The organism is Gluconobacter japonicus (assembly GCF_015244665.1).
Lineage (GTDB): Bacteria > Pseudomonadota > Alphaproteobacteria > Acetobacterales > Acetobacteraceae > Gluconobacter > Gluconobacter japonicus.
In genome coordinates this window covers 20,472-33,968 of the sequence record NZ_JABCQN010000001.1, presented here as the reverse complement: position 1 = coordinate 33,968, position 13,497 = coordinate 20,472, and the positions used below count along the sequence as shown (strand labels likewise).

Here is a 13,497-nt window from a genome sequence, read left to right as displayed (position 1 = left end):
CAGATTGTACCGGTACTGTTCCGGTATCAACTGTCATAGTCTGCAGGACGCTCCCGTCTGCAACAGGAAATTCCCTCATGCCGACTTACTGGCAGGCTTTCGCGCCGCTCGTTCTCTTCACGTTTGTCGCCTCCGTAACGCCCGGACCGAACAACATGATGCTGGCCTCATCAGGGCTGACACATGGCTTTCGGAAAACCATTCCGCACATGCTCGGCGTGGCACTCGGCTTCGTCGTGATGGTGGTTCTGCTCGGGCTGGGTCTGGGAAGCCTGTTTGAACATGCACCATGGTTTTATGTGGCTTTGAAATATGCCAGCGCAGCCTACCTGCTCTGGCTGGCCTGGAAGATTGCCACGTCATCTTCCGCACCAGAAGCCAAGAGCAAGGGTCAGCCGATCACCTTTCTACAAGCGGCCGGATTTCAGTGGGTTAATCCGAAGGCGTGGGTCATGGCGGTAGGGATCATTGCAGCTTACGTTCCCAAAGAAGGATTCTTCTTCAACCTTGCCATCGCGAGCCTGATCTGCGGCATCGTGAACTTTCCATCCGTGGCACTATGGGCCGGGTTTGGCGCAGGCATGAGACGCTGGCTGCATCGGCCCCTGCTGCTGAAAAGCTTCAACTATACGATGGCCCTGCTTCTGGTCGCGTCCCTCTATCCGCTGGCGTTCGAAACAGCGTCACACTGATACTCAGGCCACCAGTGGATAATGGCATGCTACGCGCCGTCCCTCTCCACAAGGCTGGAGACTGGGGCGGTCCGTCGCACATTTCGGCTGCGCAATGGGGCATCGGGTGTGGAAGCGACATCCTGACGGCGGATTGACCGGGCTGGGAACATCGTCTTTTAACGGAGGTGGCAACGGTCGGTCCGGGCGCGGAACGGCATCCAGAAGAGCCTTTGTATAAGGGTGCGCCGGACGATCCAGAACCTCCAGCCCGTCCCCTTCCTCCACGATGCTGCCTAGATACATGACCGCAATCCGGTCCGCCATCTGTCGGACGACGGACAGATCATGGGAAATAAAGACGCACGCGACGCCCAGCGATGCACGCAGATCCCGGAACAGATTCACGATCTGCGCCTGAACCGACACATCAAGCGCAGAGACAGGCTCGTCCGCCACCAGAAGATCCGGGCCCAGTACTAGCGCACGGGCGATGTTCAACCGCTGCCGTTGCCCACCTGAAAATTCATGCGGGTATCGATCAGCCACCGAACGGGCCAGACCCACCTGATCCAGTAAGTCGTCAACGCGGGCGCGAATGTTTTTACGACCATGAATCCGCAGAGGTTCGGCGAGAGACTCCCCTACCGTTCTGCACGGATTAAAAGCCGCAGAGGAGTCCTGAAAAACCATCTGCATCCGCGCACGCCACGGCCGCAGCGCACGGTCTGACAGGCCGGAAATCCGGTGTCCGTCAAACAGCACCTCACCCGATGTCGGCTGGGTCAGACCAATCAGCGTACGTCCCAAAGACGACTTGCCACAGCCAGATTCCCCAACCAACGCCAGCGCCTCCCCCCGGTGCACCTGAAGCGACACATCCGAAACAGCGTGCAGCACACGACCGCCGCCCAGTTTGTACTGTTTCTCCAGCCTCCGAGCTTCAAGAAGAACATTCATACTGCGTACAGGACACACGCTACGCGCCGTCCTTCCTCTGTTTCGATCAATGCGGGCCGGACTACACAATCCGGTCGCACAAAGCCGCATCGCGGGGCGAACACACAGCCGGACGGTCGATTTTCCGGGGTAGGTGGCTGTCCGGGAATGGTTGGAAGCTGCTCCGGCCTTGGCCCTTCCAAGGGCGGAATGGCGGCTAAAAGAGCTTGTGTATAAGGATGGAGCGGACGGTCGAGAACATCCCGCACCGGACCACGCTCCACTACCAGCCCGGAATACATCACCGCCACATGCGTGCAGGCCTGCGCAACCACGCCCATGTCATGGGTAATCAGCATCACGCCTGCGCCCTCATCCCGGATTTCCCGCAGAAGCGTCAGAATCTGGGCCTGCACCGTCACATCGAGCGCTGTCGTCGGCTCGTCTGCAATCAGCAGGTCGGGCGAGCAGGACAACGCCATGGCAATCATCGCACGCTGCCGCAAGCCGCCTGAAAGCTGATGGGGATAGCGCTTGGCCGCCATTGCTGGGTCGGGCACGCCCATTCGCCCCAGAAGCTGCACCGTCCGGGCGCGCGCTTCCCGTCGGCTCAGAGGCTGATGCAGCCGGATCTGTTCATCAATCTGCGCTCCGATGGAACGAACAGGCAGAAAAGCCGTCATGGGGTCCTGAAAAATCATAGCGATGCGTGCCCCACGCAGCTTGCGCATGGATTTATCCGGCAGACCGACGAGATCCTGTCCGGCAAATACGATCTGACCAGACGGACGAAGGCTAGGCAAAAGCCCCATGACGCTCATTGCCGTCAGGCTTTTCCCGGAACCGGATTCCCCAACCACACCTAAAGCTTCTCCGGCCTGCACCTGAAAGGACACGCCTTCCAGAAGACGTCGGCCGTCTGGCAGATCCAGCTTCAGGTTCTGAATATCGAGCAACACTTCAGCGCCCATGTTGCCCCTCCCTAATACGGGGATCCAGCAACGCATAAATCCCGTCCACCAGCGCGTTTGCAATCACAACAAAAATTGCGGCGTACATGACCGTTGCCATGATGAGTGGCAGATCGAGCGTAGCAAGGGCCTGATAGGTCAGTCGCCCCACGCCCGGCAGAGCAAACACGACTTCGGTCAGCAATGCGCCACCGCCAAGGAGCTGTGCGAAATCCAACCCGAAGAGCGACACATAACTTAACCACGACAAGCGCAGACCGTGCCAGAGCCAGACACGCACGGGTCCTGCGCCCTTGGCCCGGGCCGTTCGAATGGAGTCCTCCCCCATGGCCGACAGCAGTTCCGAACGAAGGATGCGCGCGTATAATCCCATAAAAGACACAGCCAGCGTCAGGGACGGCAACAGCAGGGAGCGCGCCCAGCCGAGCGGATTTTCTGTAAGCGGCACATATCCCAATGGCGGCACCCAGCGGAACATCCAGATGTCATGCCAGCGGCTCTGCGTGAACAGGTTCACGACTTCACCAAGCCAGAAAACCGGCATGGACAGACCAACTAGCCCCAGCACCATCAGAAACCGATCCACCCAGCTATCACGCAATACGGCGGAGACAATTCCAATCCCCAGCGACCCTATGACCCAGAAGAACGCTGCCCAAAGCACAAGCGATAAGGTCACGGGAGCCGCAGAGGCCACTTCCGGCACGACCTGCTGACCATGGTTGACGAAAGACGTCAGATCCCGGCTGACGAACAGCTTCTCCATCATGCGCACATACTGAACGGGCAACGGCCGATCGAACCCGTATTCCGCCCGCACGCGTTCCATGACCTGCGGGCTGGCGCCACGCCCCGCGATCCGCGCCGTCGGATCTGCCCCCGGCGTGGCGAAGAAAATGCAGAATACCAGAACAGAAATACCGAAAATAACGAGTGCCATTTGGCCGATACGGGACAGGAGCGCTGCGATCATCGGCCGGCTCCTTTCGGGTCCAGATAATCGCGCAGGGCATTTCCGAGAATGTTCAGGGCCAACACGGTGATGACAATCGCGACACCTGGAGCAATCGCCACAATCGGGCGCGTATAAAGCAGTCCTTCGCCATCCTGAATCAGCGTTCCCCAGGAGGCCGATGGCGCTTGCACACCAAGAGACAGAAACGACAACGCCGACTCTGCCAGCAGACAGAGCGCCATGACCAGAGGCGCCAGCACAACCATGGACGGTGCCAGGTTGGGCAGGATTTCACGTCGGAGAATACGAAAATCAGACGCGCCCATTCCCCGCGCGGCCGTTACGAACTCCGCCCGTGACAGGCTTAGGACACGGGCTCGCAGCGGGCGGGCGGCATAAGGCACATAAACCAGCGCAATAATGCCAATGGGAATCAGGAAACTGTCAGCCCCAAGCGTCACGAACCCCAAGTGAATCCCGTGGCCGACCGTGACGACAGAAAGGGAAATGGCGAACAGGTAAACCGGAATCGCCCAGAGAATATCCAAAAGCCGGGACAGTAAAATATCCACCCAGCCCCCGAAATATCCCGCACAGATTCCGATACTGCCCGACAGACACAGGCACAAAAATGCCGCCGCGGACGCGATCAGAAGCGAACTTCGCCCTCCATAAAGAAGACGCGACGCCACATCCCGCCCCTGAGAATCCGCACCCAGACTATAGGCACCCGCAGACCAGTCCGGTCCCAATGGGGTCAAACCAAGATGAAGCGGATTGTCATTGGGTTGCATGAGGTCAAGTGTCTGCCCGTGACGCATAGTCGTCCCGGCGACATTGGAAGAAAACGGGTCTACGCCCACCATCCGCGCATAAAGGGGCGCACAAAGGCTGGCCAGAACAACGAATCCCAGTGCCACTATGGCGAAGACAACGTCCCTCTTCACCGAAAGGGTACGGACCATTCGCAAAAAACCGTTTTCCCCCACGCGCACTCCCATCCAATGACCTGTTCAGCATTCCGTTCTAGCTGACCATTCAGGGAAGAGAAGAGCCGTGAGGAAAGAAACGTAATGTGTGAGTTTCAGACCGGCTTCAAAACAGTCCGGGCGTGCTGGGCCACACGCCGCCGCAGGGCAGAAAGATCCGCCACTGTTTCATTATGCAGCGCACGAACGCTTTCATGGGCTGCATAGAACCGGCGTGCGCCCGTCGTGCTGACAAGAATGGCAACGCCAAGAAAAATACCGTTGATTTCGATAACCGTAGAACCAAGCATGATGTCGAACCTTCAGGTGCCCGACATGTCTGTGCTGTCGGGAAATTACGGAAATAGGGGAAGAGGTTTCCGAGCGGCGGAAACATGGCAGCACGACGGCTGCCAGCTACACATTCGACACATCATGGAGATGCCCTTCTATGGAGGTCGATGACGATCCCTCTTAGGCAGGAAAGGATCTGAGCGTCAATATACAACTTTTAACAATAGACATTTGTGGTATAAATATTTTATACAACATTTTGTTATCGTTGTTACGTTGAGAAATTCGAGCCTGCCCTTTTTCAACTCCTGTGATACAGAAACGACATGAACAAAAAGGTCGTGTCTTCCCCCGCTCCGTTTAAAGGTTATGCCGCTCCACGTGGCAGAGTTTATAACTCCTTTCTGGAAACTGTCGGGGGCACGCCGCTCGTTGCCCTCCCCCGTCTGACAGAGCAGGAAAAGCTGCACGGACGGCTGCTTCTCAAGCTTGAATTTTTCAACCCGCTCGGCTCTGTCAAAGACCGTATCGGCGTTGCCATGCTGCGGGATGCGGAAACGCGCGGCCTTATTACACCGGGTCGAACCGTTCTTATTGAACCGACCTCCGGCAACACAGGCATTTCCTTGGCTTTTGCAGCCGTGGCGCTGGGCTATCGCCTGATCGTCACCATGCCAGAGAGCGCTTCAACCGAGCGTCGGAAAATGCTGCGTCTGATGGGCGCGACAACCGAACTCACTCCCGCCAATGATGGCATGGCTGGCGCCATCCGCCGCGCGGAAGAACTGATGGAAACACTTCCGGACGCCTGGATGCCGAGCCAGTTCGAGAACGATGCCAACCCTGCTGTTCATGAGCAGACAACAGCATTCGAAATCTGGAATGATACCGCCGGACAGGTGGACATGGTTGTGGCCGGTCTTGGCACAGGTGGCACTGCGTCAGGCATTGCGCACGGGCTGAAGAAATTCAGCAAAGCTATCAAGGTCATTGGTGTGGAGCCCCGGGAAAGTGCCGTTCTGCATGGCGACGAGCCTGGCCCCCATGGCATTCAGGGTATTGGACCAGGTTTCCAACCCGACACACTGGATCTGCGTGCGCTTGATAGCGTCATTGAAGTCTCTGAGCAGGAAGCTCTGACAACAGCCCGGCTTTGCGCCGCCGTAGAAGGTATTCCCATCGGGATTTCTTCCGGTGCAGCCCTTTATGCGGGCATGTCTCTGGCCAAGAAGGCGTCCAATCGTGGCAAAACCATTGTCGTGATCGCGCCATCCTTTGCGGAGCGATATCTCTCCACACAGCTTTTTGACGGCCTTTCATAACCACATTATTATATAGTTGTTTTATTTAATACTGATCTATGTTCGTTATTAATCCAGACATTCAATCCTGATCGGGAATCGTCCCCGGTCAGGCTTCTGGAGATCACGGGCATGAATCTTTTTTCCGGCCGCGCTACTGCTCTGGACCTTACGGCAAGTGCTCGCGCATTCGCTTTTCAGCGCTCTTCCGAAGAAACGGTTCTGGCCGCTGAATTTCACCGCATCAAAGAACATTTCACGCCGCTTCTCGTGCCCGGACTTTTCAATTCCGGCCCACATCACTGGCAGACCCGGTGGGAAAGCGCCTTTGGCCTCACACGCCTGCACCAGACCGATTGGGAAAACCCGACCCCTGAGGATTGGGACGCATCCCTGACGAGCGCAATTCAGCAGGCCGAAAAACCCGTCCTTCTGATTGCCCACAGCCTGGGAGCAGTTCTGACGACCCGTTGGCTTGCGCGCCATGAGACATCCCAAGTCGCGGGCGCCTTTCTTGTCGCGCCAGCGGATATCGAACACACGACACACCCGGAAGCCGCCCGCATCCGCGCTTTTGCGCCTTTACCTGAAATGCCGTCGCCTGTTCCTACGGCCTTAATGGCGAGCCGGAATGATCCGTGGCTCTCAAGCGAACGTGCTCGGGTCCTTGCCAAACACTGGCACGCAGAGTTCACGGATGCCGGCCTCACCGGACATGTCGGCAGCGACGACTTTCTGGGTCTCTGGAGCCACGGCGCAAAGACCCTTGTCTCCTTCGTCCAACGCCGTCTTCAGACGTTTTAGGAGCGCTTTTCTTCCGGCTTCCAGCGATTGAGAAGAAGGGAATTGCTCACAACCGAGACCGAACTCATCGCCATGGCGGCACCTGCGACTATCGGGTTCAACAGTCCCAAAGCTGCCAGAGGCAGACCCAGAAGATTGTAAATGAACGCGAAGAAGAGGTTCTGACGGATCTTGGACAGCGTCGCCCGAGACAGAGAAATCGCATCCAGAACGCTCGTCAGTTCGCTCTTCATCAGCACGATATCCGCTGTGTCCAGCGCAACGGCTGATCCAGCACCAATGGCAAAACCAACATCCGCAGCAGCCAGCGCGGGCGCGTCATTGACACCGTCCCCCACCATCCCGACAATTCGTCCCTCAGCGCGGTAGCGCGCTACGCCTTCCGCTTTATGCTGCGGCAGAACACCAGCCAGATAATCATCCACACCGACCTGCCGCGCCACAACTGCGGCAGCCCGCTCATTATCGCCCGTCAGCATGACAACCTTGATGCCACGTGCCTTAAGTGCTGCAACCGTCGAAACTGCATCAGGCCGCAGGTTGTCTCCCAGAGCAACAACTCCCAAAAGCTGGCCGCCCGCCGCAACTGCAATAACCGTTTGCCCCCCGCTTTCCAGAGCGTCCACCGGCAGAGCCGTCAGGTCATATCCGGCTTCGATTAGATAACGGGGAGAACCGAGCAACGCAGGCTCACCTTCAACTTGGGCTTCAACGCCCAGACCTGGCACAGCCCTGAACCCGTCAACGCTCAGAATTGTCACGTGATGCGCAGCCCCATGATCCACAATCGCACGGGCAAGCGGATGTTCGGAATTCTGCTCCAGCGACGCAGCTACCGCCAGCAGACGCTCCACTGACACTCCAGCAACAGGATGCAGACAGGTCACACTAGGCCGTCCCTGCGTCAGGGTCCCTGTCTTATCGAGAATGATCGTCGACAGTTTTTCCGCACGCTCCAGTGCATTAGCATTCCGGAACAAAATCCCGTTCTGTGCCCCACGACCAGTACCCACCATGATGGCGGTTGGGGTCGCAAGCCCCAAAGAGCAAGGACAGGCAATCACCAGCACGGACACTGCTGAAACCAGACTCCACGTCGCAGATCCCGTCACGGCCCAGCCGATCAGAAAGGTCACGACAGCAAACGCCACGACGGCCGGAACAAAAATACCGGACACCCGATCCGCAAGCCGCTGCACATTAGCTTTCGACCCCTGCGCCTGCTCGACCATACGCACAATCCGCGCGAGCGCCGTATCAGAGCCAACGCCTGTCGCTTTAACCTTCAGCATGCCATTCGCGTTGATCGTGCCGCCAAAGACGTCACTTCCGGTCTGCTTCAGAGCAGGAATACTTTCACCCGTCAGCATGGCTTCGTTGACGTCCGAAGATCCGTCCAGAACGGTTCCATCCACCGGAATGCTCTCACCGGGCCGGACGACAAAGATATCTCCGACATGCATGTCCGCGACCGCCCGATCAACCAGAACGCCATCACGCTCCACATGTGCAGTCTGCGGCTGAAGCTGCAACAGGCTTTCAATTCCGGCACTCGTGCGCACCTTGGCACGTGTTTCCATCAGCTTACCCAGAGAAATCAGGGTAATGATCGCGCCACTCGCTTCAAAATAAACCGGCTGATCCAGACGGAACAGAACAACGATCGCGCTGAACAAATACGCAATGCTCGTTCCCAGAACGACCAGCACATCCATATTGGCCGATCCGCCTCGCACAGCGTTCCAGGCCCGGCGATACAGATGCGCACCGCAGACGAACTGCACCAGTGTGGCACTGGCAAACTGTACGGCCACCGGCACGGTTTCCATCCGCCCCAGCAGCATCCCGAACATTTCAACGAAGAGCGGCAGAGCCAGCACGAACGTCAGCAGAAAGCGGTTACGCTCTTTCCGCCAGACGGCCGCACGTTTTGCTTTCGGATCTTCGCGCTGACCTTCATCAAGTCGGGTCGCACCGAAACCCGCTTTCGTAATCTTGGACGCCAGATCTTCTGGTGTCACAATGCCAGGAATATAGGTGACGTGGGCGCGTTCCGCCGCATAATTCACGCTCCCCTGAACGGAGGGCATGCGGTTCAGCACTTTTTCAATCCGGGCGGCACAGGCCGCACAGGTCATGCCGGTAATCACGAAATCCACGCTCTGTTCATCAACGGAGAACCCGGCTTTACGAACAGCAGAGACCACAGTCCCAACGCTGGCATCCGGTCCGTCCAGATCAACCTGAGCCCGTTCGGACGCGAAATTGACGGTTGCATGCACGCCGCTCTGCCGGTTCAACACTTTTTCGATCCGGGCCGCACAGGCTGCGCAAGTCATTCCACCAACTGGAAAACTGATTGTCTGGGCCATCTGAACATCTCCTGAGCGGGCGAGAGTCGCGACACTGGCGGCTCCGGAAAACGAAAGAGGAATATACCCCAGTACGGTATTATAAAAGAAGCTGAATCGTCATGCCCTGTCGCGAAAGAACAGCTTCCCGAGCATGAAATCGCTTCAGATCTGAATGATGCGCCACACTTATGAGGGTCACCTCCGGCAGAAACGCAAGGAGGCGGGTATAAAGAAGCGTCTCATTCTCTGTATCTAACGCCGATGTCGCTTCATCCAGAAAAAGCACCGTGGGCCTCGCCAGAAAAACGCGGGCAAAGGCCAGACGCTGCTGCTCGCCAGGGGAAAGCACATCCCCCCAGACGGCATTCTGATCCAGCTTTGACACGAGCCCATCCAAATTAGCGGCTTCGAGAGCAGCCTCACATGCAGCCCGGTCATACCGATCTGGTGTCGCCGGATAACTGAGAGCCTGTCGAAGCGTACCCGTGGGAACATAGCTTCGCTGCGGCAGGAACATGGCGTCCCGCATGTTGAACGAGACACGTCCCGTCCCATAAGTCCAAAGTCCTGCCAACGCCCGCAGAAGCGTACTTTTCCCCACCCCGGACGACCCGCCAATGATCCAGCGACTTCCTGCGGGAATTGTCAGATCCCCAATGCTGGCCAGTCGCGATCCATCGGCACGATCAAGCACCAGATCCCGGATTTCGATCTGTCCCTGCTGTGTCGGCACACGAACAACGCCACCTTCAGGACAATCCGTTACAACGCGCTCGAACTCGCTGAGACGTTGCAGAATAGAACGGAGCGTCGCGAGGTCCGTGTAATTTTCAATGAACCATTGCAGGCTTCGACGCACATTCATGAACGCCGAATTGATTCGGGAGTACAAACCAAACGTCAGCGTATGCGCCAGCAGTTTCGGGATCAGCAAAGCCCACAGGACAATATTGATCCCACCCGTATAAAGCTCGACCACGGTATTGGCACGCCATGTATAGGCCATCACGCTGCGCCAGTTGGCGGCAATGCGGTGCAAACAGTCCGAAAGTCGAAAGTGTTCGGCGCCCTCGCCGCCATAAAAAGCAATCTGTTCCGAATTACGCCGCACATCCAGCAGAGCCGCACGCAGATCAGCATCATAATGCTGCTGGCGATAATTGGCGCTGACGAGCGGGCCACCGGCTTTTTCCAGAACCAGAGAAATGAGCAGAATGGAAATTGTCGTCCCGAAAAACATGTAGCCCGGAATGACGATGTGCCAACCCTGCCAGACAAAGGACAATGTGCCACCAATCGTCCAGAGAACGATCGCGAAGGACAGGAAAGTCGTCACAGCCTGAATGGCGTCCAGACCCAGACGCAGGGTCCAAACCGACATCTGCGCCAGATCATCCGCGATACGTTGGTCGGGGTTGTCGGCCCGGTTTTCTCCGTGCTCCAGATGATAATACGCATTATCGGACAGATATTTTCGCAAATAGACTCGCGTGTTCCATAAACGCCAGCGCATGGAGAGCACCTGCGTCATGTACTGCTGGATGACGCGCATTCCTGCACTCAAACCCATCATGACGACATAGATCGGGATAAGCGCAATACAGGCTGCAACTTTATACGCGAACATCGTATCGAAAAATGTCTGGTCCCATTTCCCGAACCAGACCGCGACCTGCACATCCAGAAACGACAGGCCAATAATTCCGATCAGAAGGCCCAAAGCCTTCCAGCGGTCTTCCGACCGCCAGTAAGGCAGGAGAACTTTCCAGTCTGAAAGAGAATGCGCGGGTGTAGGGTCTTCAGTATGTGCCACGAAGCGTTGCCATGAAACTGCGGGGAGCCGCTGGGAAATTGAACTGCCAGACCCCGCTGGCACGCTCGTAATAATAGCGGTTGGTCAGGTTATAGGTGTTGAGCTGGAGTTTCAGATGTTTGTTGAAGCGATATCCGATCACGCTGTCGAGCGTCATATACCCCCCCTGAACCGTCGTTGCATAACTGCCACGGAGGTTGCTGTAAGCATCCAGCCCGACACCAAAGCTCAGTCCTTTCAAGCGCCCTTGCTGCGCATTGTAATGCACCCAGGATTTGAACATGTGACGCGGTGAGAAAACCCCGCCGAAATCAGACACTTTCGGATTGGAAACCTTGGTATCAAGATAGGTGTATCCAATAGACACATCGAGCCCTAGCATGAGCTGTCCATCAACCTGCGCTTCCCAACCCTGTCGACGAATGGGTCCTGTCGTGATGTAAAAGCTTGTGTGATCGGGGTCCTGAACGGGTTGGTTGACACTTTCCATACGGAAAAGCGCTGTCGAAAAATTCAGACGACCGTGGAAATACTCGCCCTTGAAACCTGTCTCGACCTGATTGCCCTGCTGAGGCGTCAGACCCTCTCTGTTGTAAGTCAGCCGTCCGACAGAAGGCGTAAAAATACTGGCGTAGCTGGCATACCAAGAAAGGTTGGGTGTGATCTGATAGACAGTTCCCAGATACGGCGTCAGCTGACCGTGAATATTGGCGGTTGTCTTCCATGGGCCTTCCGGAGAAGGACTGGCATCCCGCGTTTTTTCGGAGAAACGCGACACCCGCCCACCAAGGATCAGGGACAGGTGACGGATCACTTCAAGCCTGAGCTGCCCGTAAAAACCCCATTGATAGGCGTTATCATCCGTTCCTTCCGCACCATCGACCGCATTATAAGTAATGCTACCAGCAGGAGGCGCCTTTACAACCGCCGTATTGTTAATATTGACATCCGAGTACTCTGTATCCGACGTAACGGCGCCATACCCGACATGCGTATTATAAGAGTTGTAATTAAAGCCCAGCAGCAGGTGATGCGTGCGGTGCAGAAGCCGGAAACTGCCCGTGGCATAGACATCCGCTGACCGGGACGTATTGGTTCCCCGGTTCGGAAAAGTCCCACCATCCACATAACTTGTCAGACCCGTCCGCACATTCGGAAGTGTATCTGGAGAGTTATAGGACGTGTTGTAACTTTGGTCGTAAAATGTCCCGCGGGCAGTGACCGTCCAATCCTCCCAGAGCTTCTGCGTCAGGGACGCAATTGTCTGCTGGGTCATGTAATCACTATAACCCCAGGGCGGGGTTGGATTTGCATCCCTGCCACCATACCAGAGGGTACGTGTCGTTGTGACGGGAAGTCCGTAATAAGGCGCATCAATATTCTGCTTCTGCGCCGCATGAGACACCAGAAACGTGGTGGACGGCGTGATATCCCATTCCAGCACACCATAAGCCTGCCAGCTTCGGTTATGGGAATATTTGTAGAAGTAATCATTATCCTGAAAGAGATCAGCCGTCCGGAACCGTAATGTTTTGGAGCGGTTGAGCGGAACGGTCAGATCCATATCCGCACGGTAGTTATTGAAGCTGCCCACAGTAGCATTTCCACCCGCGGCGAATTCCTTTCCGGGCTTCTTTGTCACTTGATTGACCACGCCACCAGCGCCGCCCGCGCCTTGCAGCAAACCGGCTGACCCGCGCATGACCTCAATTCTGTCATACATGGAGAGATCAAAACTCGCGTTGTTCAGCGTTCCGGCCGCATTGGGCGTTCCGTCAATCGACGTTGTGAGCTGATAGCCCCGTGAATAAAAATTACTGTTGGCCGTTGATGCCGGCAGCACGCGAATTCCGTTTATCTGACGCATGGCATCCGTCATTGTCAGCATGTTGGAATCTTCCATGCGCTGCTGAGTAATGACGGAAATCGAGTGTGGAATATCCTTCAGGGCAACAGGTGTTTTCCCCCACGCTTCTACAGCGGGAGCTGTATAGGAGCGGGACGTTCCGTAGACGTGCAGATTTTCCGTTCCGCCGTCCACAGCGGACGTCTCATCAGCGTTTCCTGAAGCGCTGGCAGCCGAAGACTGAGAGGAAGCAGAAAGATCAGCGGGCTTCCTGCATGTCTGTGCAATTTTAGGCCCTGTTCCCCGACCCTCGTGGCAACGGGACACTTTCTGACGACCTTTTTCGCTCAGCTCTGAGGCCTGTACATGGGGAATACTCCCTATCACCAGAGTTCCGCAAATAAGGGCCGAGCCGGAAACAGAAAAAAGAGCGGACCGCCGCAGCGTGTTTACACTGTGGTGCTCCATGAAACCTGTCCAGGAATGATAAGACTGCCGCATGATCTGTTTCACTTTAAGAATATTATTCTGCGACATGACACCCGGTACTGGTTTCACCTGTTGAACCGGATGACTGTCTA

The 13,497-nt window shown here is 56.5% G+C and carries 11 protein-coding genes; 3 read left to right on the top strand and 8 right to left on the bottom strand.

Annotation, left to right across the window (positions count from 1 at the left end):
- Window positions 1-77 precede the first annotated feature (77 nt).
- Complete coding sequence (locus HKD32_RS00185) at window positions 78-692, top strand: LysE family translocator (RefSeq protein ID WP_023944636.1); 615 nt, start codon at window positions 78-80, stop codon at window positions 690-692.
- A 3-nt stretch (window positions 693-695) separates the two neighbouring features.
- On the opposite strand, the gene HKD32_RS00180 is transcribed toward HKD32_RS00185, so the two are convergent.
- The 5 genes from HKD32_RS00180 to HKD32_RS00160 all read right to left on the bottom strand — a co-directional run bounded on the left by HKD32_RS00180 (window position 696) and on the right by HKD32_RS00160 (window position 4,815).
- Entirely contained in the window at window positions 696-1,631 is a 936-nt protein-coding gene (locus HKD32_RS00180; protein WP_194257508.1) for an ABC transporter ATP-binding protein, read from the bottom strand.
- The gene (locus HKD32_RS00175) at window positions 1,628-2,581 is read right to left on the bottom strand and encodes an ABC transporter ATP-binding protein (RefSeq protein WP_061930325.1); all 954 of its coding nucleotides are present in this window, start codon (window positions 2,579-2,581) and stop codon (window positions 1,628-1,630) included. The genes HKD32_RS00180 and HKD32_RS00175 overlap by 4 nt, the downstream gene beginning before the upstream one ends.
- Complete coding sequence (locus tag HKD32_RS00170; RefSeq protein WP_061930327.1) at window positions 2,571-3,554, bottom strand: ABC transporter permease; 984 nt, start codon at window positions 3,552-3,554, stop codon at window positions 2,571-2,573. The genes HKD32_RS00175 and HKD32_RS00170 overlap by 11 nt, the downstream gene beginning before the upstream one ends.
- Window positions 3,551-4,501 carry an ABC transporter permease gene (locus tag HKD32_RS00165; RefSeq protein WP_061930411.1) on the bottom strand — a complete coding sequence of 317 codons (951 nt, stop codon included), beginning with the start codon at window positions 4,499-4,501 and terminating at the stop codon, window positions 3,551-3,553. Before HKD32_RS00165 ends, HKD32_RS00170 begins: the two co-directional genes overlap by 4 nt.
- A 119-nt stretch (window positions 4,502-4,620) precedes the next feature.
- Complete coding sequence (locus HKD32_RS00160; RefSeq protein WP_061930331.1) at window positions 4,621-4,815, bottom strand: hypothetical protein; 195 nt, start codon at window positions 4,813-4,815, stop codon at window positions 4,621-4,623.
- 309 nt (window positions 4,816-5,124) lie between these two features.
- On the opposite strand from HKD32_RS00160, the gene cysK reads away from it, so the two are divergent.
- Both cysK and HKD32_RS00150 read left to right on the top strand, forming a co-directional pair.
- A complete protein-coding gene (gene cysK / locus HKD32_RS00155; RefSeq protein ID WP_061930334.1) occupies window positions 5,125-6,120 on the top strand; it encodes a cysteine synthase A in 996 nt (331 codons plus the stop codon).
- A 111-nt stretch (window positions 6,121-6,231) separates the two neighbouring features.
- Window positions 6,232-6,903 carry an RBBP9/YdeN family alpha/beta hydrolase gene (locus HKD32_RS00150; RefSeq protein ID WP_061930337.1) on the top strand — a complete coding sequence of 224 codons (672 nt, stop codon included), beginning with the start codon at window positions 6,232-6,234 and terminating at the stop codon, window positions 6,901-6,903.
- Here HKD32_RS00150 and HKD32_RS00145 read toward each other — a convergent pair.
- The 3 genes from HKD32_RS00145 to HKD32_RS00135 form a co-directional block, all read right to left on the bottom strand.
- Window positions 6,900-9,275, bottom strand: coding sequence for a heavy metal translocating P-type ATPase (locus HKD32_RS00145; RefSeq protein ID WP_194257308.1), 2,376 nt, complete (start codon window positions 9,273-9,275; stop codon window positions 6,900-6,902). The genes HKD32_RS00150 and HKD32_RS00145 overlap by 4 nt on opposite strands.
- Before the next feature lie 79 nt (window positions 9,276-9,354).
- A complete protein-coding gene (locus HKD32_RS00140) occupies window positions 9,355-11,070 on the bottom strand; it encodes an ABC transporter ATP-binding protein/permease (protein WP_061930342.1) in 1,716 nt (571 codons plus the stop codon).
- The gene (locus tag HKD32_RS00135) at window positions 11,057-13,453 is read right to left on the bottom strand and encodes a TonB-dependent siderophore receptor (RefSeq protein WP_061930345.1); all 2,397 of its coding nucleotides are present in this window, start codon (window positions 13,451-13,453) and stop codon (window positions 11,057-11,059) included. The genes HKD32_RS00140 and HKD32_RS00135 overlap by 14 nt, the downstream gene beginning before the upstream one ends.
- Window positions 13,454-13,497 lie beyond the last annotated feature (44 nt).

Excerpts from the sequence above, each read along its gene's own strand:
- HKD32_RS00165 (WP_061930411.1), bottom strand. The coding sequence starts at position 4,501 with ATGGTCCGTACCCTTTCGGTGAAGAGGGACGTTGTCTTCGCCATAGTG.
- HKD32_RS00145 (WP_194257308.1), bottom strand. The coding sequence starts at position 9,275 with ATGGCCCAGACAATCAGTTTTCCAGTTGGTGGAATGACTTGCGCAGCC.
- HKD32_RS00175 (WP_061930325.1), bottom strand. The coding sequence starts at position 2,581 with ATGGGCGCTGAAGTGTTGCTCGATATTCAGAACCTGAAGCTGGATCTG.
- HKD32_RS00135 (WP_061930345.1), bottom strand. The coding sequence starts at position 13,453 with ATGTCGCAGAATAATATTCTTAAAGTGAAACAGATCATGCGGCAGTCT.
- HKD32_RS00170 (WP_061930327.1), bottom strand. The coding sequence starts at position 3,554 with ATGATCGCAGCGCTCCTGTCCCGTATCGGCCAAATGGCACTCGTTATT.
- HKD32_RS00160 (WP_061930331.1), bottom strand. The coding sequence starts at position 4,815 with ATGCTTGGTTCTACGGTTATCGAAATCAACGGTATTTTTCTTGGCGTT.
- HKD32_RS00185 (WP_023944636.1), top strand. The coding sequence starts at position 78 with ATGCCGACTTACTGGCAGGCTTTCGCGCCGCTCGTTCTCTTCACGTTT.
- cysK (WP_061930334.1), top strand. The coding sequence starts at position 5,125 with ATGAACAAAAAGGTCGTGTCTTCCCCCGCTCCGTTTAAAGGTTATGCC.
- HKD32_RS00180 (WP_194257508.1), bottom strand. The coding sequence starts at position 1,631 with ATGAATGTTCTTCTTGAAGCTCGGAGGCTGGAGAAACAGTACAAACTG.
- HKD32_RS00150 (WP_061930337.1), top strand. The coding sequence starts at position 6,232 with ATGAATCTTTTTTCCGGCCGCGCTACTGCTCTGGACCTTACGGCAAGT.